General features: G+C 66.3%; 27 protein-coding genes. 14 read left to right on the forward strand and 13 right to left on the reverse strand.

Going from position 1 to position 26,377, the window contains the following annotated elements; translation table 11 throughout:
- The first annotated feature begins 146 nt into the window (after positions 1-146).
- From NBY65_RS24075 to NBY65_RS24090, 4 genes are all read left to right on the forward strand, one after another.
- Positions 147-353, forward strand: coding sequence for a CsbD family protein (locus NBY65_RS24075; protein WP_150044098.1), 207 nt, complete (start codon positions 147-149; stop codon positions 351-353).
- A 445-nt stretch (positions 354-798) separates the two neighbouring features.
- A complete protein-coding gene (locus tag NBY65_RS24080; protein WP_203330673.1) occupies positions 799-1,392 on the forward strand; it encodes a hypothetical protein in 594 nt (197 codons plus the stop codon).
- 249 nt (positions 1,393-1,641) lie between these two features.
- Positions 1,642-2,844 carry a class I SAM-dependent methyltransferase gene (locus NBY65_RS24085; RefSeq protein WP_162530810.1) on the forward strand — a complete coding sequence of 401 codons (1,203 nt, stop codon included), beginning with the start codon at positions 1,642-1,644 and terminating at the stop codon, positions 2,842-2,844.
- Positions 2,845-2,851: 7 nt separating this feature from the next.
- The gene (locus NBY65_RS24090; RefSeq protein ID WP_150044094.1) at positions 2,852-3,973 is read left to right on the forward strand and encodes an AI-2E family transporter; all 1,122 of its coding nucleotides are present in this window, start codon (positions 2,852-2,854) and stop codon (positions 3,971-3,973) included.
- Between the two features lie 214 nt (positions 3,974-4,187).
- Here NBY65_RS24090 and NBY65_RS24095 read toward each other — a convergent pair whose 3' ends face one another.
- On the reverse strand, positions 4,188-4,835 hold the full coding sequence (locus tag NBY65_RS24095) for a pyridoxamine 5'-phosphate oxidase family protein (RefSeq protein ID WP_150044092.1): 648 nt from the start codon (positions 4,833-4,835) through the stop codon (positions 4,188-4,190).
- A gap of 512 nt (positions 4,836-5,347) precedes the next feature.
- Between NBY65_RS24095 and nifH the strand changes: the two genes are divergently transcribed.
- The 5 genes from nifH to NBY65_RS24120 all read left to right on the forward strand — a co-directional run bounded on the left by nifH (position 5,348) and on the right by NBY65_RS24120 (position 10,112).
- A complete protein-coding gene (gene nifH / locus NBY65_RS24100; protein ID WP_150044090.1) occupies positions 5,348-6,175 on the forward strand; it encodes a nitrogenase iron protein in 828 nt (275 codons plus the stop codon).
- 71 nt (positions 6,176-6,246) lie between these two features.
- Positions 6,247-7,815 (forward strand): nitrogenase iron-iron protein, alpha chain, encoded by a 1,569-nt coding sequence (gene anfD, locus NBY65_RS24105; RefSeq protein WP_150044088.1) that lies wholly within the window; start codon positions 6,247-6,249, stop codon positions 7,813-7,815.
- 11 nt (positions 7,816-7,826) lie between these two features.
- Complete coding sequence (gene anfG / locus NBY65_RS24110; RefSeq protein WP_150044086.1) at positions 7,827-8,183, forward strand: Fe-only nitrogenase subunit delta; 357 nt, start codon at positions 7,827-7,829, stop codon at positions 8,181-8,183.
- A gap of 13 nt (positions 8,184-8,196) precedes the next feature.
- A complete protein-coding gene (gene anfK, locus NBY65_RS24115; RefSeq protein ID WP_150044084.1) occupies positions 8,197-9,585 on the forward strand; it encodes a Fe-only nitrogenase subunit beta in 1,389 nt (462 codons plus the stop codon).
- On the forward strand, positions 9,564-10,112 hold the full coding sequence (locus NBY65_RS24120) for a hypothetical protein (protein ID WP_203330672.1): 549 nt from the start codon (positions 9,564-9,566) through the stop codon (positions 10,110-10,112). Before anfK ends, NBY65_RS24120 begins: the two co-directional genes overlap by 22 nt.
- Here the strand turns inward: NBY65_RS24120 and NBY65_RS24125 are convergent.
- Positions 10,090-10,938, reverse strand: coding sequence for a GNAT family N-acetyltransferase (locus NBY65_RS24125; protein ID WP_203330671.1), 849 nt, complete (start codon positions 10,936-10,938; stop codon positions 10,090-10,092). The genes NBY65_RS24120 and NBY65_RS24125 overlap by 23 nt on opposite strands.
- A gap of 75 nt (positions 10,939-11,013) precedes the next feature.
- On the opposite strand from NBY65_RS24125, the gene NBY65_RS24130 reads away from it, so the two are divergent.
- Positions 11,014-11,193, forward strand: a complete 180-nt coding sequence (locus NBY65_RS24130; protein WP_150044082.1) for a hypothetical protein — start codon at positions 11,014-11,016, stop codon at positions 11,191-11,193.
- A 27-nt stretch (positions 11,194-11,220) separates the two neighbouring features.
- Here NBY65_RS24130 and NBY65_RS24135 read toward each other — a convergent pair whose 3' ends face one another.
- The 11 genes from NBY65_RS24135 to NBY65_RS24185 form a co-directional block, all read right to left on the reverse strand.
- Positions 11,221-11,478, reverse strand: coding sequence for a hypothetical protein (locus NBY65_RS24135; RefSeq protein WP_150044080.1), 258 nt, complete (start codon positions 11,476-11,478; stop codon positions 11,221-11,223).
- A gap of 225 nt (positions 11,479-11,703) precedes the next feature.
- Complete coding sequence (locus tag NBY65_RS24140) at positions 11,704-12,222, reverse strand: hypothetical protein (protein ID WP_150044078.1); 519 nt, start codon at positions 12,220-12,222, stop codon at positions 11,704-11,706.
- A gap of 252 nt (positions 12,223-12,474) precedes the next feature.
- Positions 12,475-13,314 (reverse strand): DUF2092 domain-containing protein, encoded by an 840-nt coding sequence (locus NBY65_RS24145; protein ID WP_203330670.1) that lies wholly within the window; start codon positions 13,312-13,314, stop codon positions 12,475-12,477.
- Positions 13,315-13,390: 76 nt separating this feature from the next.
- Entirely contained in the window at positions 13,391-13,987 is a 597-nt protein-coding gene (locus NBY65_RS24150; protein ID WP_150044076.1) for a hypothetical protein, read from the reverse strand.
- 158 nt (positions 13,988-14,145) lie between these two features.
- Entirely contained in the window at positions 14,146-14,517 is a 372-nt protein-coding gene (locus NBY65_RS24155) for an RT0821/Lpp0805 family surface protein (protein WP_150044074.1), read from the reverse strand.
- A 193-nt stretch (positions 14,518-14,710) separates the two neighbouring features.
- Positions 14,711-14,995, reverse strand: a complete 285-nt coding sequence (locus tag NBY65_RS24160) for a glycine zipper family protein (RefSeq protein WP_150044072.1) — start codon at positions 14,993-14,995, stop codon at positions 14,711-14,713.
- Positions 14,995-15,405, reverse strand: a complete 411-nt coding sequence (locus NBY65_RS24165) for a Rap1a/Tai family immunity protein (RefSeq protein ID WP_150044071.1) — start codon at positions 15,403-15,405, stop codon at positions 14,995-14,997. The genes NBY65_RS24160 and NBY65_RS24165 overlap by 1 nt, the downstream gene beginning before the upstream one ends.
- Before the next feature lie 4 nt (positions 15,406-15,409).
- Positions 15,410-16,627 (reverse strand): acetate/propionate family kinase, encoded by a 1,218-nt coding sequence (locus NBY65_RS24170; protein ID WP_338110436.1) that lies wholly within the window; start codon positions 16,625-16,627, stop codon positions 15,410-15,412.
- Complete coding sequence (gene fabI / locus NBY65_RS24175) at positions 16,627-17,406, reverse strand: enoyl-ACP reductase FabI (protein WP_150044069.1); 780 nt, start codon at positions 17,404-17,406, stop codon at positions 16,627-16,629. The genes NBY65_RS24170 and fabI overlap by 1 nt, the downstream gene beginning before the upstream one ends.
- 27 nt (positions 17,407-17,433) lie before the next feature.
- Entirely contained in the window at positions 17,434-18,414 is a 981-nt protein-coding gene (locus NBY65_RS24180) for a phosphate acetyltransferase (protein WP_150044067.1), read from the reverse strand.
- The gene (locus tag NBY65_RS24185; protein ID WP_239003062.1) at positions 18,407-20,614 is read right to left on the reverse strand and encodes a DUF3141 domain-containing protein; all 2,208 of its coding nucleotides are present in this window, start codon (positions 20,612-20,614) and stop codon (positions 18,407-18,409) included. The genes NBY65_RS24180 and NBY65_RS24185 overlap by 8 nt, the downstream gene beginning before the upstream one ends.
- A 268-nt stretch (positions 20,615-20,882) precedes the next feature.
- Between NBY65_RS24185 and NBY65_RS24190 the strand changes: the two genes are divergently transcribed.
- The 4 genes from NBY65_RS24190 (at position 20,883) to NBY65_RS24205 (ending at position 26,327) form a co-directional block, all read left to right on the forward strand.
- Entirely contained in the window at positions 20,883-21,413 is a 531-nt protein-coding gene (locus NBY65_RS24190) for a hypothetical protein (protein WP_150044065.1), read from the forward strand.
- Positions 21,414-21,497: 84 nt separating this feature from the next.
- Positions 21,498-22,589 (forward strand): efflux RND transporter periplasmic adaptor subunit, encoded by a 1,092-nt coding sequence (locus NBY65_RS24195; protein WP_150044063.1) that lies wholly within the window; start codon positions 21,498-21,500, stop codon positions 22,587-22,589.
- Positions 22,590-22,592: 3 nt separating this feature from the next.
- On the forward strand, positions 22,593-25,739 hold the full coding sequence (locus NBY65_RS24200; protein ID WP_150044061.1) for an efflux RND transporter permease subunit: 3,147 nt from the start codon (positions 22,593-22,595) through the stop codon (positions 25,737-25,739).
- 21 nt (positions 25,740-25,760) lie between these two features.
- Positions 25,761-26,327 carry a hypothetical protein gene (locus tag NBY65_RS24205; protein ID WP_150044059.1) on the forward strand — a complete coding sequence of 189 codons (567 nt, stop codon included), beginning with the start codon at positions 25,761-25,763 and terminating at the stop codon, positions 26,325-26,327.
- The last annotated feature ends 50 nt before the right edge of the window (positions 26,328-26,377 follow it).

A 26,377-nucleotide genomic window follows, 5' to 3' on the forward strand; every position in this document is an offset into this window, starting at 1 on the left:
ATGAACGACGGTGACCACGGCCATGCGCGCGACCTGAAGCGCGTGCGACCTGACATACGCGCGACCTGTCACGTCGCCGGCAAAACCCCCACTCAAGATTTGCTGACACTGATCGCTCGTACGGGCATTAACAAAGGGAGAGTGAAATGAATAAAGATCGTATCGTCGGCAAAGCCAAGGAAGTTCTTGGCACGGTTGAGGAATCGCTCGGCAAGGTCGTCGGCAGCTCCAAGCTGACAGCCGAAGGCCAGGGCGAGCATGCCGAGGGCAAGATCCAGAGCGCCACCGGCAGCGCGAAGGATGCCGCAAAAGATATCGCGAAAGAAGCCACGAAGGACGAAGAGAAGAAGTAATGCTACACGGAAGCGCCTGGAGCCAGAGGAAAATCTGGTGACAGGCGCGTCCGGTGCGAATTTATCAATCTGGAAAACTGGAAACAACATGCTGTCGTTGATAGTTCTCGTTGGCGCAATATACGGTCTATGGCGCTTAGAGTATTTTCCATTTAATAGAAGCTACTCCAGGCTTCCGAAATATAGCGAGTTCCGCCAGCGCAAGGTCGCCCCAGGTCTCGGGACCAGATCCAAACCGTAAGTCCGGGTCGCTCCTGGGGGTGAAACGATCACGAAAATGCGGGTCCGCCCGCGTTTTCCATGATGTTTCAGCAACAATCCTGATCCAGCCATCCGTCGGTGCCGTGGGCGCCGGAGTCTGTCACGGCGCCGCGCGTTACAGGCGCGGTTGCGTCCGACGGGTGGGGATCAGCGGCAACGAATGAAAGACAAGAACATGTTCGGCATGAGTCGTACGCACGACATCGCGACCGAGGCGGCTCTCCGTGACGAACGGGAGCTTGATGCCGGGTCCTCCGCCCAAACATCCCGGCAATCCACGTTCCTGAGCTGGCTGCAGGACGACTCGCCATACATCGCCATGCTGCTGCTGACGCTGATTGGCATCGTCCTGCGGCTGCCCATGGGCTACTGGATGATCATGATCCCGGTGTTTGGCTGTATTTGTGTCGCCGTGGGATGGCGCCACTTCGAAACCCAGGATGCCCGCCTGCAACTGGTCTACACGCAGGGACTGAGCTGGCTCGCCTTGGCCCTTGCCGTCTATATGCTGCGCAATGACACCGGCGTGCAGGGCGTGCTGAGCGAGAATGCGACCGCGCTCGCGTTGATGACCCTGCTGGCGCTCGGCACCTTCGTAGCCGGATTGCAGGCACGGGTCTGGCGGATCTGCGCGGTCGGCGGCATCCTTTTCCTCGCCGTGCCGGGCATGGGGTGGCTTGACCAGTCGGCCGTGCTGATGGTTGCTGCCACTCTGGTGGTGATTGCCATTGGCGGCCTGGTCTGGTGGCTGGACCAGCGGCGGCATGGCACCGCCTAGAGCCTCATCCTGCCATGCGGGGCCCCGCGTCGGATAAAGATGCCCGCCGCGACACGGAACCGGAGCATTTGCCGCGCGCCGATGCGAACGGAAAATGCTTCAGTCATCGGACGGGCATCGGCCCTGTCCGGACCAGGTTGAGGCCACGCGATCGCGGGGAGCCGGGGCCGCTCGTGCTCTCCACGGCCACATGATCAAGGTATGACAACCCGCGCTCTTGTGCGGATACAGATCGGAAGGCCCCTTCCCATGTATGCACCTCTGCCCGTGGACGACCAGGAACCGGTTGGAGCGCAGGCAAAAGCATTGACCGGGGTCGTGCTCGATCGTCTCGTCCGTGCGCTTTCCAGGACGCCGGTGCCCTTCGAGATCCAGCGTCCCGATCACGCCGTGTGGTCCTTCGGCGAGGGCTCGGCGACCTTCCGTGTCATCCTGCGGAACAGACGCGCCCTGCGCGCATTGACCAGCCTGGACCAGGGACGGTTCGCCGATGCGTATCTTGCCGGCGACATCGATCTCGAAGGCGACATGCTGCAGCCGTTCGAGTTGCGTCGCCGGCTCAAGGATGTCCATCTGCTGGCCAGCGCGTGGCGTTTCCTCCAGCCGTTGCTGGTCGGACAGGTCCGCATGAACCGGCGGGCAATCCGATCCCACTACGATGTCGATCCGGCCTTCTTCCTGGGGTTCCTTGATCCGCAGGCTCCCTGTTACACGCAGGGGATCTACCTCGATCCCGCCGAGACGCTCGAGGCCGCGACGCTGCGCAAGTTCGCTTATTGCTACGAGAAGCTGGAGTTGAAGCCGGGTGACCACATCCTGGAGATCGGCCCGGGCTGGGGCGCGTGGTGCGAATATGCATCCGCGCGTGGCGTCAGGTGCACCGGCATCACGAATTCACGAATGTCCGCCGATTACCTGCGCGAGCGGGCGAAGACGCTCGGATATGACTGGAACATCATCCTGACCGACCTTCTCGGTCACCGGACGCATGAGACATACGACGCGATCATCATCATGGGCGTGATCGAACACCTGCCGCAATACGATCGCGTAGCACAAAAATTCATCTCCCTGCTGAAGCCTGGCAAGAAAATATTTCTTGATGCGAGCGCCTGCACGAAGAAATATGAACTATCATCCTTCATGGTCAAGCATATCTATCCCGGAAACCACTCATTTCTTGTATTGCATGACTTCCTTGCGGCCATTTCCAGGACCCCGCTTCGGGTGGTGGAATTGTATAAAGACAGCTATAGTTATTTTCTGACATTTCGACAATGGGCACGCAACCTGGATCGCAACAGGGAGGCATTGGTTGGGCGTTTTGGCGAATACGACTATCGCCGGTTCCGCCTCTATCTATGGGGTGGTGCCTACGAATTCCTGAGCCACAGTCTGGATTGCTATCGCATGGTTATTCAGCAGCCGACACCCTTCCCTGAGGTCGCATAGCCAGGCGATGTCCGGCGGAACCGATCCGAGCGCCCTGGTGGACACGACGACCGAGGCTGCCCACCCGACGAAGCGCCTCGCAATGCCGCTGCCCGAGAACGCCAGCACGGTGTTTCTCGGTGGGTTGTTCGTGCTGGCCTGTCTCGGCGCGCTGTATCTGGCCAGCGAGATCGTGTTGCCGATCATGCTGGCCTTCGTGCTGAACCTGCTGCTGCAGCCGGTGGTGCGGTTGCTCGTGCGGTTGTGGTTGCCGCGCGCGCTCGCGGCGGTGGTGGCGGTCGTCCTGCTGGTGTCGGTGGTTGGCGGGATGGGCACTGCCCTCAGCGGTCCCGCCGCAACCTGGGCCGAACGGCTGCCTGAGGCGGTGCCACGCCTGCAGAAGCAGTTGCGTTTCCTGAACCATCCGATCGCGATGGGAGAGCGCATGCTTGCGCAGGTGCAGGGCACGACGATCGGAGCGGGACCGCCCTCCGAGGGGCAGCCGGTGCGGCTCGTGAACCTGTTCGATACGCTGTTCTCCGGCACCCGCGCGCTGGCCGGGGGTGTGTTCACGACATTGCTGGTGCTGATCTACCTGCTGATCTTCGGCGAGTTGTTCCTGCGCCGCATGGTCGAGATCCTGCCACACCCCGGCGACAAGCGCCGGGCGGTGGAGATCACGCTGCGCATCGAGCATGACCTGTCATCCTACCTGCTGACGGTCACCACCATCAACGCAGTGGTCGGTGTGGCAACGGGAGGGGTGATGGCGCTTTGTGGCATGCCGGATGCCGTGCTGTGGGGGGCCGCGGCGTTCATGCTGAATTTCGTGCCGATCCTGGGCCCGTTGATGGGCGTGGTGCTGTTCGTGTTGGCCGGTGCGCTGGCGTTGGGCGTCCACTGGGTGGCGGTTCTGCCGGCGGGGCTGTACCTCATCATCCACCTGGCAGAGGGCGAGGTCGTGACGCCGCTGCTGCTCTCACGGCGCTTCACCATTAATCCGGTGGCACTCGTCCTGGCCCTGGTGTTCTGGTACTGGATGTGGGGCATTGCCGGTGCGGTGCTGGCAGTGCCGATGCTGGCCATTACCAAGATTATCTGCGATGATATTCCATCACTGCGCGCCCTCGGGCATTTCCTGGAGGGATAATTTGCAGGTCTTGCCTGGACCTGCGCGCGTGATCACGCCTTGCAGTGTCACGCCATGCCTCGCACGGATCGCCTGGGAAAGTTCCACCTCCGCGACGGAAACAGCTGTCAGGGTAATGGATGAAAGGGACGCGACGGGCGCGGCCACACAGGGCCGCGGCGGCGAACCGCGTGCCCCACGCAGAAGTGGACCGATGGGCAACGCCCTGCCGCTGTCAGCCGTAACGGAATGACAGCACCTCCGGAGGCATGGTCACGTCCGGCAGGTTGCGTGGATCGGCGACCGGCGCATCGACGCGCACGCCCACGGGTACAACGCCGGCCCAGGCAGGAAAACAGTAGTCGGTATCGTCGTCTTCCGGTTGGCCGGTGCGCACCTTGGCGGAGGCTTCGGCAAGCGGGAGTGACAACAGCGCGGTGGCTTTCAGTTCCTGGTCAGTGACCGGCCGCAGCCGGTCCCATTGCCCGGGGACGAGGCCATTGACGAAGCGTGCCAACTGGCGCCGCTTCTCGTCGTCATCGGTGATCTTCCGTGCGGTGCCGAATACCATCACGGAACGGTGGTTGATGTTGTAGTTGTAGGCCGAGCGGGCCAGCACCAGGCCGTCGACGATCGAGATGCAGACGCAGACTTCCTGGCCATCGACACTGCGCATCATGCGGCTGGCGTTGGAGCCGTGCCAGTAGAGCGTGTCGCCCTCGCGCCATTGCATGATCGGTGTCACCACCGGCCGGCCTTCGTGCACATAGGCGATATGGGCGAAAGGCATCGCGTCGATGATGCCGTGGATCGTCTCCGTGTCGTATTTGGCCAGCCAGTGATAACGCCTGACCCGCGTGCGCTCGCTTGGTGCCTCGCTCATCCTCGACCTCTCTCCCGCTGACAGGATCACCGTCACATCCCTGCGGCGACCTGCGGCGGTTGCACAGGTCCGCCCTGAACGCGCGGACGGAGCCAGTACGGGGCCTCCCGAAAATTTAGCGGCGGCTCTGCACTTCCGCCTTGTGCCGGCCGCATGGCTACGGTAACCATCAATCCCGGTGCCACGCGGGATTTCCGCCACGGCATCTGACAGCGGCTTGAGCCGATTGCATAATCCCTCGTCCGTGCCCGCGCGCGGCGACGGAGGCTCCGATGTCCGCCTGTCCTGTTCCACATCCAGACACAATTCCGGACCAGCACCGCCAGCCGGTGCGCGCGCCGCCGTAACCGGACACGGCATCGGCGTGGCCGGTGCCGTGCTGCCATCCAAGACATCGTGGTCGCCATCCAGGGGTCCGTCCGGCGCATCGCCGGCGATGGACCTGCGCGACCTGTCCTCTTCCCCCCTGGCCCGCTGGCAAGACAGCCGGCCATAGCGAAGGATATGACCACATGACACGCAAGGTCGCCATCTACGGCAAGGGTGGCATCGGCAAGTCCACCACCACGCAGAACACCGCGGCGGCGCTGTCGTTCTTCCACGAGAAGCGCGTCTTCATCCATGGCTGCGACCCGAAGGCGGACTCCACCCGCCTGATCCTCGGCGGCATGCCGCAGGCGACGGTGATGGACATGCTGCGCGACGTTGGTGCCGAGAAGATCACTACCGAAAAAGTGGTCAAGACCGGTTTCGGCGAGATCCGCTGCGTGGAATCGGGTGGCCCGGAGCCGGGCGTGGGATGTGCCGGCCGCGGCGTGATCACCGCGATCGACCTGATGGAAGCCAACAAGGCCTACACCAACGACCTGGACTTCATCTTCTTCGACGTGCTCGGCGACGTGGTGTGCGGCGGCTTCGCCATGCCGATCCGTGACGGCAAGGCGCAGGAAGTCTACATCGTCGCCTCGGGCGAGATGATGGCGATCTACGCCGCCAACAACATCTGCAAGGGCCTTCGCAAATACGCCAAGCAGAGCGGCGTGCGCCTCGGCGGCATCATCTGCAACAGCCGTAACGTCGACGGCGAGCGTGAATTCCTCGAGGAGTTCACTTCGGCGATCGGCACCCAGATGATCCACTTCGTGCCGCGCGACAACATCGTGCAGAAGGCCGAGTTCAACAAGAAGACCGTCACCGAATTCGATCCCGAATCGAATCAGGCGCAGGAATATCGCACGCTCGCGCAGAAGATCATCGAGAACGAGAAGTTCGTGATCCCCAACCCGCTGGCAATGGATGATCTGGAGAAGATGGTGGTGAAGTACGGCATCTGCGACTGAGCCGATGACCGGCCCGGGCCGCGTGCCCGGGCCACCACCGCCATCCCCCGCACCGACCGAGAGGCCACACCATGCCGCATCATCTGTTCAAGTGCAGCGAGACCATTCCCGAGCGGAAGAAGCACTGCGTCATCAAGGGCAAGGGCGAGGACCTGACCTCGGCCCTGCCGCTTGGCTACCTTAACACCATTCCCGGCTCGATCTCCGAACGCGGCTGCGCCTATTGCGGGGCGAAGCACGTGATCGGCACGCCGATGAAGGATGTGATCCACATCAGCCACGGCCCGGTCGGCTGCACCTACGACACCTGGCAGACCAAGCGCTACATCAGCGACGACGGCAACTTCCAGCTCAAATACACCTTCGCGACCGACGTGAAGGAAAAGCACATCGTCTTCGGCGCCGAGAAGCTGCTCAAGCAGAACATCATCGAGGCGTTCAAGGCGCATCCGCATATCAAGCGGATGACCATCTACCAGACCTGCGCCACCGCCCTGATCGGCGACGACATCAACGCCATCGCCCAGGAAGTGATGGAGGAACTGCCCGACGTCGACATCTTCGTCTGCAACTCCCCGGGCTTCGCCGGCCCCAGCCAGTCGGGCGGCCACCACAAGATCAACATCGCCTGGGTGAACGAGAAGGTCGGCACCGTCGAGCCCGAGATCACCAGCGACTACGTCATCAACTACGTCGGCGAATACAACATCCAGGGTGACCAGGAGGTCATGCTGGACTACTTCAAGCGGATGGGGATCCAGGTCCTCTCCACCTTCACCGGCAACGGCCGCTACGACGATTTGCGCGCGATGCACCGCGCGCATCTGAACGTGCTGGAATGCGCCCGCTCGGCCGAATACATCTGCAACGAGCTACGCATCCGCTATGGCACGCCGCGCCTGGACATCGACGGGTTTGGCTTCAAGGCGCTTGGGGATTCGCTGCGCAAGGTCGGGCTGTTCTTCGGCATCGAGGACCGCGCACTGAAGATCATCGAGGAAGAAACCGCACGCTGGAAGCCGGAGCTCGATTGGTACAAAGAACGCCTGCGCGGCAAGAAGGTGTGCCTGTGGCCGGGCGGCTCCAAGCTGTGGCACTGGGCCCACGCCATCGAGGAGGAGATGGGCGTGAAGGTGGTCTCGGTCTACACCAAGTTCGGCCATCAGGGTGACATGGAGAAGGGCATCGCCCGCTGCGGCGAAGGCGCCATGGCGATCGACGACCCCAACGAGCTGGAAGGGCTGGAAGCCCTGGAGCAGCTCAAGCCGGATATCATCTTCACCGGCAAGCGTCCGGGCGAGGTAGCCAAGAAGGTGCGCGTGCCGTACCTCAACGCCCATGCCTACCATAACGGCCCATGGAAGGGCTTCGAGGGCTGGGTCCGCTTCGCCCGCGACATCTACAATGCCGTCTACTCCCCGATTCATCAGCTTTCCGGAATCGACATCAGCAAGGACGAATTCGCGACCGATCGCGGTTTCGTCACGCAACGGATGATGTCGGACGTCAAGCTGCCCGAGGATCTGCGCAACTCTCCCACGCTGCGCCGCTATACCGGCGCCTACGACAGCGTGACGCCCCTGCGCAGCAAGACCTACCCGGAATTCCCCCGCAAGACCGCGACCGCGGCGGCCGAGTGAGGGAGGTTGCCATGACGCATTACGACCTGCCCAAAGAGCGTGTCGAACTGATGGTCGACCATATTCTGAAGAACTGCCTGTGGCAGTTCCACTCGCGCTCCTGGGACCGCAAGCGGCAGAATGCCGAGATCCTGCTGAAGACCCGGCAGATCCTCTGCGGCGAGCCGATGGCCACCGACACCCCGGCCGACCGCTGCTACATGGCCGACGCCATCTGCCTCGCCGAAGCCTACCAGGAAAAGTTCCCCTGGCTCGCCGACATGGACAAGGAGGAGATCAAGCTGCTGATCGCCACGCTGCACGAGCGGCTCGATCATCTCACCATCGGCGGCTCGCTGAACGAAGAGCTCAACGACCAGCATTACTGACGGGGGACCCCTCATGACCTGCGAACTGAAGGCCAAGGACCGGCTTGGCACGATCAATCCGATCTTCACCTGTCAGCCAGCCGGTGCGCAGTACGCCAGCATCGGCATCAAGGATTGCATCGGCATCGTGCATGGCGGCCAGGGCTGCGTCATGTTTGTCCGCCTGCTGATCTCCCAGCACCTGAAGGAGAGCTTCGAGATCGCGTCTTCCTCGGTGCACGAGGACGGCGCGGTGTTCGGCGCGCTCGACCGGGTGGAGACGGCGGTGGACGTGCTGCTGACCCGCTATCCGCATGTGAAGGTGGTGCCGATCATCACCACCTGTTCCACCGAGATCATCGGCGACGACGTCGACGGGCTCGTCAACAAGCTCAACGAGGGCCTGCTGAAGGAGAAGTTCGCCGACCGGGAGATCCACCTGATCCCGGTGCATACGCCCAGCTTCGTCGGCAGCATGGTGCACGGCTACGACAACGCCGTGCGCGATTTCGTCCGCCACTTCGCGCAGAAGGGCGAGCCCAACGGCAAGATCAACCTGCTGACCGGCTGGGCGAACCCAGGCGACGTGAAGGAACTGAAGTCGCTGCTGCACGAGATGGATGTCGACGCCACGGTGCTGTTCGAAATCGAGAGCTTCGACTCGCCGCTGATGCCCGACAAGAGCGCGGTGTCCCACGGCGCCACCACCATCGCCGACCTGCAGAGCACCGGCAGCGCGCTGGCGACGGTCGCGCTGAACCGCTACGAGGGCGCCAAGGCCGCCACCTACCTGGAGGAAGAGTTCGGCGTGCCGGCGGTGATCGGCCCGAGCCCGATCGGCATCCGCAACACCGACACCTTCCTGCACACCCTGCGCCGTCTGACCGGCAAGCCGATCCCGCGCTCGCTGGTGGAGGCGCGCGGCGTGGCCATCGACGCGATCACCGACCTGACCCACATGTTCCTCGCCGACAAGAAGGTCGCGATCTACGGCAATCCCGACCTGGTGATCGGGCTCGCCGAGTTCTGCCTCGATCTGGAAATGAAGCCGGTGCTGCTGCTGCTCGGCGACGACAACGCGGCCTATGGGGATGATCCGCGGATCAAGGCGCTGCAGGACGGCGTCGACTTCGACATGGAGATCATCAGCAACGCCGATTTGTGGGAGCTGGAGGATCGTATCAAGAACCGTGGGCTCGAACTGGACCTGATCCTCGGCCATTCCAAGGGACGCTTCGTCTCGATCGAGTACAACATCCCGATGGTGCGGGTGGGCTTCCCGACCTATGACCGTGCCGGGCTCTATCGCTACCCGGTGGTCGGTTACACCGGTGCGACCTGGCTCGCCGAGCAGATGGCCAACGCGCTGTTCACCGACATGGAGCACAAGAAGAACAAGGAGTGGATCCTGAACGTGTGGTGATCGGCGTTCCGGGGCGGGGGAGGGATGCCTCCGTCCCGGTGGCGGTGAGCGACCATTGGCGTTTCAGGGAACCGGAAGGCGGGGCCATGGGCTACGAGATGATCGAGGCGGACCGGGAGATGTTCGAGCGGAGCTGGCGCGACGCCCAGGGCTATCATCGCCGGGCTGCCCAGTTCGCCGCGGAGGGCCAGCGGCCGAGCCTGGTGTTCAATGTTGGCTCGGTGGCGCTGGAGCGCTACCTGGTGGCCCTGTGCGCCCTGCACGGGGCGATGCCGTTCAACCACAACTACACCGCGCTGGCGTTGGCGGCGGAGAGCGTGGTCGCGGTGCCGGCGGCGCTGGTCGGGGAGATCCGTTCACTCGACCGGATCTTCAACATCTGCTCGGTCGATGACTACCATCACGGCGAGCCGGAGCCCGACGACGCCCGGCGCGTGCTGGCCATGTGCGAGGGCGTGCGCGCGCTGTTCGACCCGGCCGCGATCGAAAAGCTGCGTGCGGAGGTCAGCCCAGCTCGAACGTCGTGATGCCGAAAACCTGCGCCAGGGCCAGCATGGGCGCGGTGCCCGTGTACATGCGCGCGGTCTCGAACACCGGCGTCATGCCGGCCTGCTGCGCCAGTGCCAGCGCCGCGGTGTTCGGCTCCGGCACGTCGAGGAACACCGGGCCGGGCGGGGCGGCGGCAAGCAGGCCGGCAAACAGCGCCGCGGCGACGCCGTCGTCCTGCGCCACCAGCGGACCGATCTTCGCCCCGTCCCGGCAGGGGCGGATCACGCCGTAGCCTCTTGCCGTTCCATCGGCGATGGCCGCCAGGGCGACATGGCCGGGGGCCGCCAGCCAGTGGTGCAGGAACGCCTCGCGCGGGACGGGAAAACACAGCCGGTCCAGTCCGGCGATCGCCGCGAAGGGCAGGGTGGCGGCCGGTTGCAGTGCAAAATCGGCGGGTGACGGCGCCGGCGGGCGCGGCGTGTCGGCCAGGGCGAAACGGATGTTCCGATGCGCGAACGCGAAGCCGGAGCGTCGGTAATTCTCCTGTTGCGCGATCACTCCGTCGAGCCCGACGCTGCGCCCGGCGAACCGCGCCATGGCGGCACGCCACAGCGCCATGCCGATGCCACGGCCGCGATGGCCGGGGCGCACGATATAGAGGCCGAGGAAGCCAAACTCCGGCCCGTAGCACACCGCCGAGATGCAGCCGAGCGGGATGTCGTCCTGCTCGGCGACCAGGAAGCCTTGCGGGTCGGCAATCCGGAAAGCCGCGGCATCGCCCAGGCCGGGGTTCCAGCCTTCCTCGGCGGCCCAGCCGAGTGCCAGGTCAACTTCGGCAGGAAACATGCTGCGGATGGTGGCCATGATCTTCTCTTTTCGGACGATCCCTTGAACCCACTCATCAAAGTGCCGAGGTGCGGTGTTTCGCAAGGGGGGGCAATGACCGCCAAAGTGATCCTGGTGATCATGCTGCTGACTGGGATCGGTTGCACCTTGGCCGCGTGCGCCGGCATCCCGGGAAATCCGGTGACCACGCCGACCGACCTCACGGGCCGGGACGCCCCCGGTGCAGGGTCCAATGGCGCTGGTTCGGTGATCGGTTCCGGCCGGCGAGGCTAGGGGGCGGGACGCGGGAGATACGCGGCGTCATGCCGCCCGGTGCAGGGCGGCGAAATGCGCCTCGAGCTTGCCGGCATCGGTTTCGGCGGCCTGCATGGCGGCGCCGATGTCCTCCTTGGTCCCGGATCGCAGCAGCACCTCCGACGGCGGATCGTCGTTTTCCTCGGGGCGAAGGATCAGGTAGCGGACCCAGGTTTCGCCCGGCAGGACCAACAGCTTCAGCGCGCCAATCCGGGCCACCCAGCCGCCTTCCCGGCGGGGCTGCCATTTTTGTTCTTGTGTCATTGACGTCCTCCCGGCCGGATCATCGCCCAGCTCCTTATGGATACTAGGTTGCAGGTGATACGGGATCAACGGGACCCTGCGTGCATTCAACGGGACTCTGCGTGCATGTGGTGAAACCAGCGCCGCATTGCCCGTCCACGCCGAACAAACCTGCGTCCATCAAGAATGGTTGAAAACCGCCTCATGGCGCGACCGCACCGCCGGAGAAGCCGGGGAGGGGCCGGCTCATCGGCTGGTGGACCCGGTGAGGGCGACGATCGCGCGGGCCACGCTGTCCTGCAGCACCGGCCAGGGCGGGCCGCCCTGGATGTCCATCATGTGACCGACCGCGACCCGCGCCAGATCGATCGCCTGTCGCCTTGCGTGCCCGGCCATGCTCTCGCGCGCGGCCTGGACCAGTCCTGCGGCATAGGCGGCCGGGCTGTGCAGCCGTTCCAGCACCTCGCGCCCGCGCCGTCCGGCTGCGGTGAAGCGCTGGGGACGCCGGCGTACCGCGATCAGGTGGGCATCGAGGCTTCGCTCATCGAGGGGTAGCGCAGGTTCAGCGCCAGGTGCGCGCGAGCCATGCCTCGGCGGCCTGCCGGCCCGCCGGGCCATGGCCTCGACATGGAAGGCGCGGTCCGCCGTGCCGGCTTCGGTGTAGCTGGCGAAGAAATGCTGCAGTCGGGTGTCGTGCGGCACCACCAGCCCCGGCACGCGCCGCGCCACCGCGAAGATCCCCCGGTACGATGGATCGGTGGTCATGATCTGCCACCATGGTATGGCGTTGGCCCACCTGCACGGTGCATGGCCAACGTAACGCCTTCGATTCCTCTGCGTTGCATCATATCCTGGCCTCTGGTGCATTCCGAGGCAGGATTGTCCGTAGACGCACCATCGCGACAGCGCAAGATCGCAGGCAGGGAGCCGGATTTCCGTTACACCACCAAATCAGGAGGTCGGTGGTTGCTCCGGAAAACGCTGATGAAAGACAACGAAAATGGCCCGGCCCGCGGTTCATTGCCGGCTGCCCGGCACCCCGCCCGAGGGAACCTCGTCGATGCCGGCGAGGTCCTCGATCGCTACCTTCTTCGCATCCGCAGGGGGCGTGAAGGCGAACGCGTCCGGGGTCGGGACGATGTCGGTCCGCCATTCCCGGATGCGCATCGTATATTGCGGGCCGCCGGCGAGGGTCTTGCTGGTAATGACGTATTTGCGCGGAATCGGTCGCTCGCCTGGCTCGATCCAGATCTGCCAGTCGGTGTCGACATCGCGGAAGGCAAGATGCTCGCAGGCGATGCCATCGACGAAGCCACGGCCGACATGCCTAGCCTCGACCACGTCGGCGGTCAGGGTGGTGTAGACATCGCTGCCCAGCAGGTCCGCGCCCGGCGTGGCGATGCCGTACTGGTCGCGCAACCGCTCGACCAGTTGGTCGACCGAACCAGGGGCATCGAACTGGGCATAGGCCCTGGTGGTTTCGCCATGGAAGGTGACGGTCCGGCCATCGAAGGCGAGGTCCACGCTGGAAGAACCGCCCGCCCGCTGTGCCCGCAGGTGGTCGGGTCGCTGCAGCAGTGCGCTGCCTGAACTGGTGAACTGGATTTTCTGCAGCTCCGGCGTGATTACCTCGATGTCGGAGTCGAGCGTCACCCGGATCACCTTCTGCTGCGCCAGATAATCGGACATCGCCTTCAGGATCCGGTGCGCCTCCTCGGCCGTGTCCTGCGCGCGCGCGTAGGCCGGCACCAGCAGCAGCATTGCCAGCACCGCGGCCGGGGAAAAGGCGTGTGGAACGCCGCGCAGGAAGGGATGGCCGTGCAGGCGCGTCATGTCGGGATGCCTCCAGGTGATCATGCTTCACGCTGTCCGCGGCCCCGGCCGGAGCGGGCGTGGCCGGCTCCGGCCGGGGCCATCGCTGCGGTGAGGGTGGTCAGCGCGGCGCGGGATCGACGCGGATGGCGAGGGCCTCGGTATAGGTCACGTCGACATCGTCGCCTGGCTGCAGCGTCGCCGCGAAGCGCTGCATGCCCGGGTCACGCAGCGCGATGATGCGCGGCAGGCCGGACGGGCCAAGGAAGGTCACGGTATTGGCGCGAGTGTCGACGGCGAGGATACGGACGCGCGCGGTGACTTCCTGCGCCGTCTCGCCGGCGGGGCGTTCCCCTTCCACGGCCCGGGTGACGGAGGCGCCGGCGGTGAGCGGCGGGCTGTCGGGCCTGGAGATCGCGGCGGCGACTGATTCGCGGTAGGTGGCGGTGACGCGGTCACCCGGCCGGACCTGGGCGAGGTTGCGTACCTCGGGGCCGACCTGGACCGTCAGCAGGGTGCCATCGCCGGTCCTGAGCAGGACGGTGCGTTTTTCCTGGTCGATCGTCTCGACCGTCGCCGTGGTCGTGCGCGTCTCGGTGACCACCGGTCCGGCCTGCTGGTCCGTCGCCGTGGCGGCACCCTGGGCGAGCAGGGGCGTGCCTGCCGCGGTCAACGCGAGCACGAAGACAGCGACGGCTGCGCAATGCGCAGGTTTCATGGCGTGTTTCTCCCGGGATTCGCGGCGAGCTGGCCGCGGCGGCGACGATGCCGCCGGGCCCTGTCCGTTTCAACCTCGGGCGGCCTGTACGGGCGCGTGTCACCAGAAACTGATACCCGGTCCGATCGAAGCGCCCGGGACATGCGCGCCAAAGAAACTCAGAACAATTTCCAGCTGCCGTCCTTGGTGCGGCACCAGTCCACCTCGGCGCTGCGCTCGCCGCTGCGGCCGTGCACCGTCGTGGTATATTCAAGGTGCCGGCAGGCGAAATTCTGCCCCTGCGCGGTGTGGCTGCGAGGGCCGCGGAAGGTCACCGTGCCGGCTGCGCCGGTCTCGGCGTTGCTCCAGTGCTCGATGCGTCCCACCGGCGGGTTGGGGGCATCGAGCAGCTTCTGCGCCGCCTGGTGCATCAGCGCCGTGTCCGCCTCGGTCAGGCGCGGTGCCGTACGGTTGTTGCGCCAGGGATTGACCTGCGCCTGCGCGGTGCCGGCGAGCAGCAGCAGGGCGATGATAACAACGGAGATGCGCATTCTGGGTCTCCTGCAGCGGGGGAGCGGCGTACCTTGCCAGGGTCGTTGCACGATCGCTCCTGCCGGGGCGGTTGGAAAGGGGGAGCATCGTGTCCTGGCGTGCAGGGATGCGTCTGCTTCATGTGCCTGCGGGTACAGGGAATGGGCCGCGATGCCGTTACCATCGCGGCCCGCCCCCCGCGCATGGACGGGGTCAGTACGACGAGCTTGAGGCGCGGTTGTTGCGGCCCGCCTGCACGCCGGCCTGGTAGGCGGCCTGCTCCGACTCCTTGTGCGCATTATACAGCAGCCCGCCGGCGAGGCCCGCGCCGGCGCCGATCGCGGCACCGAGCCCGGCATTGCCGGCGATGGCGCCGATCACCGCGCCCGCGGCGGCGCCGCCGGTAGTGCCGGTCAGCGCCCGCTGCTGCGTGGGCGACATGTCCGCGCAGCCCGCGAGCAGCAATACGGTGCCAAGCGCGAGCGTCAGTCCGCGCATCATTTCCTCCGCGTCTGGGCGCTGGACTGGACCGGGCACGGATAGGCCTGGTGCAGATAGCCCACCACGCCGTCAACCGGCGGCAGCGCGGCACGCGACGGGTCCGCATTCACCCAGGTGATGAAGGCGGCGATGGCATCGTTGCGTGAGGGGGGCGGTTCGGGCGTGCAGAACAGGCGCAGCCGCGGATTCGCCTCCTGGTCGGTTTTCAGCACCGTGTAGGCGCCGACCAGGAAGCCCTGGCACATGTGCACGGCCGCGACCGCGTTGGGGTCGGAGGTGGACGGCGCGCACAGGCTGACCAGATCGCCGGCCGTGCGGATCTGGAAGGTATCGGGTGTGAGCGCTGCCTGCGCCGCCCCGGTCAGGGCTGCCGCGAGCACGCCGGCGGATAGGATCAGCCGCCTCATCTCGTCACTCCTCCTGTTGCTGTCTCTCCGTCCCGGCTGCAAGTCCCAGCAGGGCGGCGGTATGGCGCGCGATCATGCGCTCTTCGTCGGTGGCGACGACCCAGGCCGCGACCCGCGAGCCCTCGGCGCTGATGCAGCCGCCGCCGGCCGCGTTGCGCTCCGGGTCCAGCGTGAGGCCAAGCCAGGCGCATCCCCGCGCGACCTCGGCGCGGGTGGCGGCGTCGTTCTCGCCGATGCCGCCGGTGAACACCAGGGCATCGATGCCACCCAGCGCGGCGGCCATCGAGCCGATCTCGCGGACGATGCGATGCACGAACAGCGCGATCGCCTCCGCCGCCTCCGGCGCGGCGGAGGCACGCAGGCTGCGCATGTCCGGGGAGATGCCGGAAACGCCGAGCAGGCCGGAGCGGCGGTAGATCAGGTCCTCGATGGCGCGCGCATCCATGCCGTGCGTGTCCATCAGGTAGAGCAATACCCCCGGATCGAGCGCGCCGCAGCGCGTGCCCATCAGCAGCCCGTCCACCGCGGTGAAGCCCATGGTGCTGGCGACGCTGCGTCCATCCTGCACGGCGCACAGGCTGGCGCCGTTGCCGAGATGCCCGATCACCAGACGCCCCCGCGCGATCGCCGGCGCGACATCGGGCAGTCGGGATGTGATGTATTCGTAGGAGATGCCGTGGAAGCCGTAGCGCCGCACTCCTTCGTCATGGAAGCGGCGGGGCAGGCCGAAGGACTGCACCACCGGGGCCTGGCAGCGGTGGAAGGCGGTATCGAAGCAGGCAACCTGCGGCAGGTCGGGCACCTGGGCGGCGATGGTGCGGATCGGCGCGAGGTTGTGCGGCTGGTGCAGCGGCGCCAGCGGTGCCAGCTTCGCCAGAGACGCGATCAGCGCCGGATCGACGCGCACCGGCGCGGCATGGTCCAGCCCGCCATGCACCACGCGATGGCCGACGGCGAGAACCGGTTCGTGCCGCAGCAGCGTCTGGCCGGCCTGCAGGATTTCCTGGGTGGCGGCGTCGTGGTCGAAGCCATCGGCCGGCCAGCTCCCGCGCAACACCTCGTTGCCGTCGCGGTCACGGACCAGCAGCTCCGGCTTCAGCCCGATGCTCTGGATCTGCCCGCGAAAGCGTGCCGGTGCGTCCGCGCCGGCATCGTAGATGGCGAACTTGATGCTGGAGGAGCCGGCGTTGAGAACGGCGATGCATCCTTGCATGGGGGTCATCAGGCGACGATGTTCGCCCCCCCGTCCACGTAGACGGTGCCGCCGGTGATCCGCCGCGCCAGCGGGGTCGCCAGGTAGGCGCAGGCGAAGCCGACATCCATGATATCGACCAGCTCGCCGAGCGGCGCTTTCTGCGCGGCTTCGTTCAGGATCAGGCCGAAATCCTTCAGCCCCGAGGCGGCGCGCGTCTTCAGCGGTCCCGGCGAGATCGCGTGCACGCGGATGCCGCGCGGCCCGAGTTCATAGGCCAGGTAGCGGCACGACGCCTCCAGCGCCGCCTTGACCGGGCCCATGACGTTGTAGTTGGGCACGACGCGGTTGGCGCCGTAGTAGCTCATGGCGAACATCGTCCCGCCGTCCTGCATCAGCGGGGCGGCGAGCTTCGCCATGCGCAGGAAGGAATGGCAGGAGATGTCCATCGCCCTGGAGAAACCCTCGGCCGAGCAGTCGAGCAGGCCGCCCTGCAGGTCCTGCTTCGGGGCGAAGGCGATGGAATGCACCAGGATGTCGAGCCGTCCCCAGAGCCGTTGGATCAGCTCGAACACGGCCTCCAGCTCGCCGGGCACCGAGACGTCCAGCGCCGCGGTGATCTGCGCCCCCAGCTCCTGCGCCAGCGGCTCGACATGCGGCCTTGCCTTGTCGTTGAGCCAGGTGATGGCGAGATCGGCGCCGACGGTACGGAACGCCCTGGCGCAGCCATAGGCGATCGACTGGTCGTTGGCGATGCCCACCACCAGGGCTTTTTGTCCCGCCAGTACCGGCCGGATGTTGTCGGACATGGGGTGATATTCCTTTGCGGCCGAAGCTCAGCCAGGAATGGCCGAGCTCATGCTGGCGCGCCGCGCTTCCGCCACCAGCGCCGCGACGGCGCAGGACGCCAGCCGGGTCAGCAGCGAATCGGCACGGCTGGTCAGCATGATCGGCACGCGCGCGCCGAGCACGATGCCGGCGGCGTCGGCGCCGGCGAGGAAGGATAGGCTTTTCGCCAGCATGTTGCCCGCCTCCAGGTCGGGGACGACCAGCACGTTGGCGTGTCCCGCCACCGGCGAGACGATGCCCTTGATCCGTGCCGCCTCCGGGTTGATGGCATTGTCGAGCGCGAGCGGGCCGTCCAGCAGCGCCCCGGTGATCTGCCCGCGCTCGGCCATCTTGCACAGGGCGGCGGCCTCGATCGTGGACGGCACCTTGGCGGTGACGGTTTCCATGGCGCTCAGGATCGCCACCCGCACTTCCTGGAAGCGCATGGCGTGGGCAAGGTCGATCGCGTTCTGGACGATGTCCACCTTCTCATCCAGCGTCGGCGCGATGTTGACGGCGGCATCGGTGATGATCAGCGGATCGGCATGGCCCGGCACGTCCATGACGAAGCAGTGGCTGATGCGCCGCGCGGTGCGGATGCCGCCCTCCCGCGCCACCACCGCGCCCATCACCTCGTCGGTGTGCAGGCTGCCCTTCATCAACGCCTCGGCGCGGCCGAGCGTGACCAGCTGCACCGCCTTCGCCGCCGAATCGTGGCTATGTGCGCTGTCCACGATCGGCAGGCCGCTGATGTCAAATCCCGCCTTTGCGGCGATATCCTGGATGCGCGCCGCCGGTCCGACCAGGACCGGTGCGATCAGGCCGAGGCGACTGCCCTCCACGGCACTCTGCAGCGACACCTCGTCGCAGGGATGGGCGATCGCCGTGCGGGTCGGCTGCAACTCCCGTGCCGCCTCGATCAGGCGCTCGTACTTGTCGTGGCGCGGCCGCTCCGGGTGCTGCCCTTGCTGGGGGCGGTCTTCAGGCATTGGCCGTCTCCTGCTTCGGCGGCGAGGATTCCCTGGTGCCCAGCAGGGTCTCGATGCGCGCCAGGCGGCGCTTGCCTTCCTCGGACAACGTGCCGGTCGCCGCCACCAGGCGGCGCAGCGCCGCCAGCACGGCGCGCCGCTGCGCCGCCTCCGCCACCAGCGCCGGCAGCGCCCGCACCGCGCGTTCCTGGTCGTGGCGCAGCAGCAGGAACTGCTCGGTGAGCATCTCCTTCAGCCGGGCCTGGCTGATCCGCCGGTCGAGCGGCTGTTCCTTGCGGATCGCCTGCAGCATGGAGAAGCCGCGCTCGTCGGCGCTGTGCTCGGGCAGCCGGACATAGACCAGCGCGCGGATCGCCGCCTCGGGCGGGCCGCCGGTCTCGAAGCGGGTCGCCAGGTCCGCATCGCGCCGCGCCTCGGTGGCTTCCCGCAGGAGGTCGCGCTCGATGCGGCGCGGTTCCGGCTGCTCCCCGGTGCCCAACCCCACCAGCGCCTGCAGCAGCGGCGAGCCGTAGGTGGTCAGGAAGACATGCTCGGTGACGATGTCGCGCGCGGTGCCGCAGGCATGCAGCCAGGTGGAAATCCAGGACGAGGCGGCCTGTTCCAGTGCCAGCAGCGGATTGTCCGGCGCGACCGGCCGGCGCGTGGCCCGCACCGTCTCCGCCAGGGCCGCCACCGGCGGCATCAGCGGGTTCTCGTCGGAGAAGGCGGCGAATCGCAGCCGGTTGGGATGCAGTTGCCGCAGCGCCGCCGCTGCCTCGGGCGTCACCGTCGCGCGCACCGCCGGGGCGAGCAGGGTGCGATAAAGGCCCAGATTGATCTCCGAAACCCGCGCCGCCGTGGCGAAGCGCAGGTCGTCCGCGGCGTCATTGCCGCCGAGCGCACGGATATCGGCGAGACCACGCGCCTCCAGGCGGAACAGGTAGCGGCCCTGGATCAACTCCGGATTGCCGGTATCGGGGGCAACCTCGGTGATCACCGCTTCATAGAGCCCGGGCGGCATCAGGTCGATCATGTCCATGCAGGTCGCGAACTCGCCGTGTTCCTTGGTTGCGACCTTGCCGGAGACGAAGATGCCGAGATGGCCGATGCTCTGGTGCAGCGTGTAGACGATGGTCTGGCCGGCGGCGACGATCTCGCTGTCCTCGGCATAGAGATCGGTGATCCAGTCGAGCGCCTGCTGTGGCGGGGTGATGTCGTCGCCCCAGGAACAGAACACGATGATGGGTGAACGGATGTTGCGCAGATCGATGCGCGTGTCGTCGCCGCTGCGCAATTCGCCCGTGGCGAGCCGGTTGCCGACGAAGAGATTGTCGGCGATCCACTGCATCTCCCCGGCTTCGAGCAGCACCGGGCTGCCCCACCACGTCTCGAACTCCAGGAAGCGCGGCGCCTCGGTGTCGACCTTGGCGTAGAGGTTGTACGGCTTCTGCCACACGGTATTGGCCAGGTTCATCGACTCGAAATTGGCGATCAGGTGCGCCCCGTCGAAGATTCCGCCCCCCATGTCGCCGGCCAGCGCGGTCCAGCAGGTGCCGCCGAGCACGCCGCCCAGATAGCGCAGCGGGTTCTTCCCGCGCACCCCGGCCCAGTAGGACAGCGGTGTGCCGGCCAGCAGGATCGGGCCGGGCAGGTCCGGCCGCAGCGCCGCCATCATCATGATCTGCCAGCCGGCCTGGCAGTTGCCGATCAGCACCGGCTTGCCTTCGGCGTCCGGGTGCCGGGCCGCCACGGCCTCGACGAAGATCGCCTCGGCACGGCAGACATCCCCGACCGTCTGGCCGGGCACGGGATCGGGCAGGAAGCCGACGAAATAGCAGGGATGGCCGGCCTGCAGCGCCACGCCGATCTCGCTGTCATGCTTCATGCCGCCGATGCCGGGACCGTGCCCGGCGCGCGGATCGACCACGATGAAGGGGCGCTTCTGCGGATCGATGCGGGTGTCGGGCGGCGGGACGATTCGCACCAGGCCATAGTTCACCGGATGATCGAATGTGCGTCCGTCGAGCAGCAGCTCGGGCTCGAAACTGAGCACGTTCGGGGCCGGGCGGGCATTGTGGGCACGGGCGATGTTGCCCCGTTGGCGCAGCACGTCGAGGAACAGGATCCCACGCTGCCAGGCGTCGATCCAGTATTCCTGCACGGGATTCGGCACGCCCAAGTCAGGCAGGGCGGGGATCGCGAAGGGGGATTGGTTTGCCACCGTAATCTCCCGGGGTGGTGACGGCGGGACTGAGGTCGCTCTTGTTGGGACTTCATATCACACAAACAAGAGAAATCCCGTGCTGATCCAGCTCAGTTTAAATGAGCCTGTTCAGGCGGCAACTACTCAAGATTTCGTGTTATGAAATCAGGGGATGCCGTTGATTTGTGGCATGGGCGCCTCTCTCCGCACGTGCTGTTGTAACGTCGAAGGAGCGGCATTCGTGTCAACTGCGGCGCCTGCATCGCCGCAATCGTGGGGATAGGAAATGTCGAGCGCAACCCAACCGATCCTGTCGACCACCACGTTGTTCACCGAGCGCGAGGCCCGGCTGCGCAAGGAGAAGGAGGCCGAGGAACATCTCAGGCAACAGGCGGCGGAGGAACTCGCTGACTACAAGCGTCGGCTCGATACGTTCCAGATGACCGAGGCGCATCGCGAGATCGTGGTGAACCGCATCCGGCGTGCTTTCGAGCGGGGCGAGACTGAACTGATGTTGGTGTCATTCCCCAGCAGCTTTTGCTCGGATGGCGGACGCGCGGTGAACAACGCCGACCTGCCGCCGATCAACAAGCCCGACAAGGAAGAAGAAGCGGCCGCCTTGCGCGAGCCGGCCTGGCTGGCGACGCTGCCGGGCGGCGCACGGCAGGTCTATGATTTCTGGAAGGCCAGTCTCGAACCTGGCGGATTCGCCTTTTCCGCGCGCATCGTCAGCTATCAAGCCGGTGTACCGGGAGAGGTCGGGCTGTTCTTTTCATGGCCGAAGAGTGCATTGGACTCCGCCGCGCCCGGTGATTGATCGCGGCGTTCCGGCCCTGGCCCCCTGTGTGCGGCTGCCGGCGCAACGATACCTTGCCTGATCCTGCAATATCCGGAACATGCCATGCGCAAGTACGCGCTTCTTGCCGCCTTTCTCGTGTTGCCAGCCCTGCCCACCGCTGCCCAGCAGGCGGCACCCACCGTGCCGGTCGGCGTCGTCACCGCCGCCAGCGTACCGGTCACCCAGGGGATGGAGTTCGTCGGCCGCGTGGAGGCAACGGGACGGGTGGAAGTGCGCGCCCGCGTCACCGGCTATCTCGAAAAGGTCGAGTTCACCGAAGGCGATATCGTTCGTGCCGGCGAGAAGCTGTTCCTGATCGAGCAGCCGCCGTTCCAGGCGGCGGTGCAACAGGCGCGCGGCGCGCTGCTGCAGGCCCAGGCACAATTGTCCAATGCCACCATCCAGCGCCAGCGCGCCGAGGAACTGGTCAAGACCAGCGCCACCTCGGTCGCGGTGCGCGATGAACGGGTGGCGGCGGAAAAGACCGCGGGCGGCGGGGTGATGGCGGCCCAGGCCGACCTGCAGACCGCCGAGATCAATCTTGGCTACACCAGCATTACCGCACCGATCACCGGCAAGATCGGCCGGGCCTCGGTGACGGTCGGCAATGTGGTGAGCCCCCAAAGCGGCCCGCTGGCGCGGATCGTCAGCCAGGATCCCATGTACGTCACCTTCCCGGTCAGCCAGCGTGAGTTCCTGCGCCTCAGGACCGAGGGCGTGGAAGAGGCACGGAGCGCCGCGGTGGTGCGGATCCGCTTCTCCGACGGGTCGGTCTATCCCGAGCCGGGACGGCTCAACTTCGTGGACGTGACGGTCGACCGCAGCACCGACACCATCCTGGTGCGCGCCACCGTCCCCAATCCGAAAGGCGAACTGGTCGATGGGCAGTTCGTGCGCGTGCGGGTCGAAGGGCCGACGCCGAAGGAGCAGATCGTCGTTCCGCAATCCGCGATCGTGCTCGACCAGCAGGGGGCCTATGTCTTCATCGTCGAGGACGGCAAGGCGGTGGTGCGGCGCCTGAGGACCGGGCAGCAGGTGGGCCGCAACATCGTCGTCGAGGAAGGACTGCGGGGCGGAGAGCAGGTGGTGGTGGATGGTATCACCACGCTGCGCCCCGGCGCGGCCGTGGTGGCCGGCCCGGCCAAGGAGGTCTGAGCCATGATCTCCGCCGTCTTCGTCGACCGGCCGCGGCTGGCGGCGGTCATCTCCATCGTCATGACCATCGCCGGCCTGCTGTCACTCGCGGTGATTCCGGTGGCGCAGTACCCGGACATCGTGCCGCCCCAGGTGCAGGTGAGTACCACCTTTCCCGGTGCTTCCGCCGCCGTCGTCGAGTCCACCGTCGCCCAGCCGATCGAGGCCCAGATCGTCGGCGTGGACAAGATGATGTACATGAAAAGCGTCAGCGGCAACGACGGCAGCTATTCGTTGCTGCTGTCCTTCGAGCTGGGCACAGATCCCGACATCAACACCGTCAACACCAACAACCGCGTGCAGGTCGCGCTGGCGAAGCTGCCGCAGGAAGTCCGCCAGCAGGGCGTGACGGTCAAGAAGAAGTCCTCGGCACTGCTTGGCGTCGTGGCGGTCTATTCGCCCAAGGGCAGCTACGATCCGCTCTATCTGAGCAACTACGTCACCATCAACCTGCTCGACCAGATTCGCAGCACGCCCGGTGTCGGTGATGCGATGATGTTCGGACCGCAGGACTATGCGATGCGGGTCTGGGTGCAGACCGACCGGCTCACCGGGCTTGGGCTGACCACCAACGACGTCATCCAGGCGATCCAGAGCCAGAACGCGCAGGCCGCGGTGGGCCGCATCGGCGCGCGGCCGATCAGCGACGACCAGCAATTCCAGTTGAACATCCAGACCAAGGGACGGCTTGCCTCGGTCGAGGAATTCGAGAACATCATCATCCGCACCAATCCCGACGGGTCGGTGCTACGGCTTTCCGACATCGCCCGTATCGAGCTTGGCGCACAGAACCTCGACCGTGCCACCCAGTTCAACGGCAAACCCGCCTCGCTGATCGCCATCTACCAGGCGCCTGGGGCGAACGCGCTCACCACGCTCGATGCGGTGAAGGCGCTGCTGACGGCCCAGCAGCGCGACTTCCCCGACGACATGGCCTGGAAGGTCACCTACGACCCGACCACCTTCGTCCGCGCCACCATCCACGAGGTGCAGAAGACCCTGATCGAGGCCTTCGTCCTGGTGGTCGCCGTGGTGTTCCTGTTCCTCGGCAGCTGGCGCGCCACGCTGATCCCCACCATCGCCGTGCCGGTCAGCCTGGTCGGCTGCTTCGTGGTGCTGAACGCCATCGGCTATTCCGCCAACTCGGTGTCCCTGCTCGCGGTGGTGCTGGCGATCGGCATCGTCGTCGATGACGCCATCGTGGTGGTGGAGAATGTCGAGCAGGTGATGGAGGAGCGTCCGGAGCTGTCGGTTCCCGATGCGACCAAGGCGGCGATGGCGCAGATCACCGGGCCGATCATCGCCATCACCCTGGTGCTGCTCAGCGTCTTCGTCCCGGTCGCCTTCATCCCCGGCATCTCCGGCGAGTTGTTCCGCCAGTTTGCCGTGACCGTCGCGGTGTCGATGTTCATCTCGGCGATCAACGCGCTGACGCTCTCGCCCGCGCTCTGCGCCGTGCTGCTGCGGCGCCACCATGGCCCGCGGCGCGGCCCGATCGGGGCGGTGATGCGCTTCATCGACCGGGTGCGCGACCGCTACGGCGCGGTGGTGGCGCGGCTGGTGCGGGTGTCCATCATCAGCCTGCCGATCGTGCTGCTGTGCTTCCTCGGCACCGGCGCGCTGTCGAAGCTCACCCCGACCGGCTTCCTGCCGCAGGAGGACCAGGGCGCCTATTTCGTGGTCATCCAGCTGCCCGACGGCGCCAGCGTCAGCCGCACCGCCACGACGGTGCGCGCGGTGGAAGACATCCTGGCGAAGGAGCCGACGACGGAGGATGTTTCCAGCACCATCGGCCTTAATTTCATCGACAACTACAACCAGTCCAACGCCGCCTTCATCGTGGTGTCGATGAAGGAATTCGAGCACCGCCTCGATGCGGCCTCCGGCGCCCCCGCCGTGCTCGCCCGCCTCGCACGCGAATTCCGCGGCGTGCGCGACGGCGTGGTGGTGCCGCTGGCGCCGCCGCCGATCATCGGCCTGGGTAACGGCGGCGGCTTCACCTACGTGGTGCAGGACGTGCGCGGCGGCGATCCCAAGGCCATGGCGGCGGTGGTGCGCGGCCTGACCATCGCCGCCAACCAGGACCCGCAATTGACCCGCGTGTTCAGCACTTTCTCCGCCACCAGTCCGCTGGTCTATCTCGACATCGATCGCGAGAAGGCGCAGGTGCTCGGCGTGCCGCTCTCCTCGGTGTTCCAGGCGCTCGGGGCCAATCTCGGCGGCACCTATGTCAACGACCTCAACCTGTTCGGCCGTACCTGGCAGGTGCAGGTGCAGGCCGAGGCCACCGACCGCGCCGCCGTCGATGACATCTACCGTATCAACGTGCGCAGCAATGACGGGGCCATGGTGCCGCTGCGCAGCCTGCTGGAAGTGCGCATCGAGCAGGGGCCGCAGGCGCTGATCCGCTACAACAACCTGCGCGCGGTCACGCTGCAGGGCGAGCCGGCACCAGGTGTTTCCTCCGGCCAGGGCCTGCTGGCGATGGAGGCGGTCGCCGCCCGCACCCTGCCGCCCGGCTATCGCGGCGCCTGGACCGACACCGCCTTCCAGGAACGCCGCGCCGGCGGGCAGACCGGGCTGATCCTGGCCTTCGCTTTGCTGTTCGCCTATCTCTTCCTGGTCGGCTTGTATGAAAGCTGGACCATTCCCGTGCCGGTGCTGCTTTCGGTCAGCGTCGGCATCCTCGGGGCCTTCGTCGGCATCGTGCTCGTCGGGGGCACGCTGGATCTCTACGGCCAGATCGGTATGGTGGTGCTGATCGGGCTGGCGGCCAAGAACGGCATCCTGATCGTTGAATTCGCCAAGGCGGAACGCGAACGCGGCGTGCCGCTGCTGACGGCGGCGACCGATGGGGCCCGGCTGCGCTTCCGGCCGGTGATGATGACCAGCTTCGCCTTCATCCTTGGCCTGCTGCCGCTGGTCATCGCCGTCGGGCCGAGCATGCTGGCCCGGCGGAATGTCGGCACCCCGGTGTTCGCCGGCATGATCGCCGCGAGCTTCCTGGGCATCTTCGTCATCCCGGCACTCTACGTCGTGTTCCAGTCCGTGCGGGAGCGGGTGAAGGGACGTCACGCCGAGGCCGGCGACCCTGCCGGACGGCATGTCTGAACAGTGTGGAGGAGCACCGCCATGTCCGACGCGCCATCGCCGCTCCATGCCGTCCCGGCACAGGGGGGAAGTCATCGTTTGCGACAACGCGCCGCCAAGGAGCTGCGCAGCATTACCGTTATCGTGGTCTATCTCTGGGCGCTGCTGGCGCTGTTCGACCTGTACCGGACGATCATCCTCGACGAGGCGCATGTCAGCCTACAAGAGCAGGGCTTCGCCTTCATCAACGCGCTGGTGCTCGGCAAGGTCATGTTCATCGCCGAGGCCCTGAATGTCGGCACCCGCTTCCGGGACCGTGCCCTGATCTGGTCGATCCTGTACGGCGCCTTCACCTTCGCGCTGGTACTGATGATCTTCCACGTGATCGAACATGTGGCCGTGGGCGCCCTGCACGGGCAGCACGTCGCCGAAAGCATCCAGGTCTACGAGCGGGGCGGCTGGAAGGGACTGGTGGCGCGCGCCCTGATCATGTTCGTCGCGCTGATCCCGTTCTTCGGGTTCCGCGAGGTCAGCCGGGCGATCGGGCCGAAGACGTTGCACCGGCTGCTGTTCGAGCGGGGGGCAAAGTTTCCTGGCCCGGACGCCTGAAGAGTGGCGGGGCGTTGCCCCGCGCCCCACCAGGAGGCTTTGCCTCCTGG

The organism is Rhodovastum atsumiense (assembly GCF_937425535.1).
Classification (GTDB): Bacteria; Pseudomonadota; Alphaproteobacteria; order Acetobacterales; family Acetobacteraceae; genus Rhodovastum; species Rhodovastum atsumiense.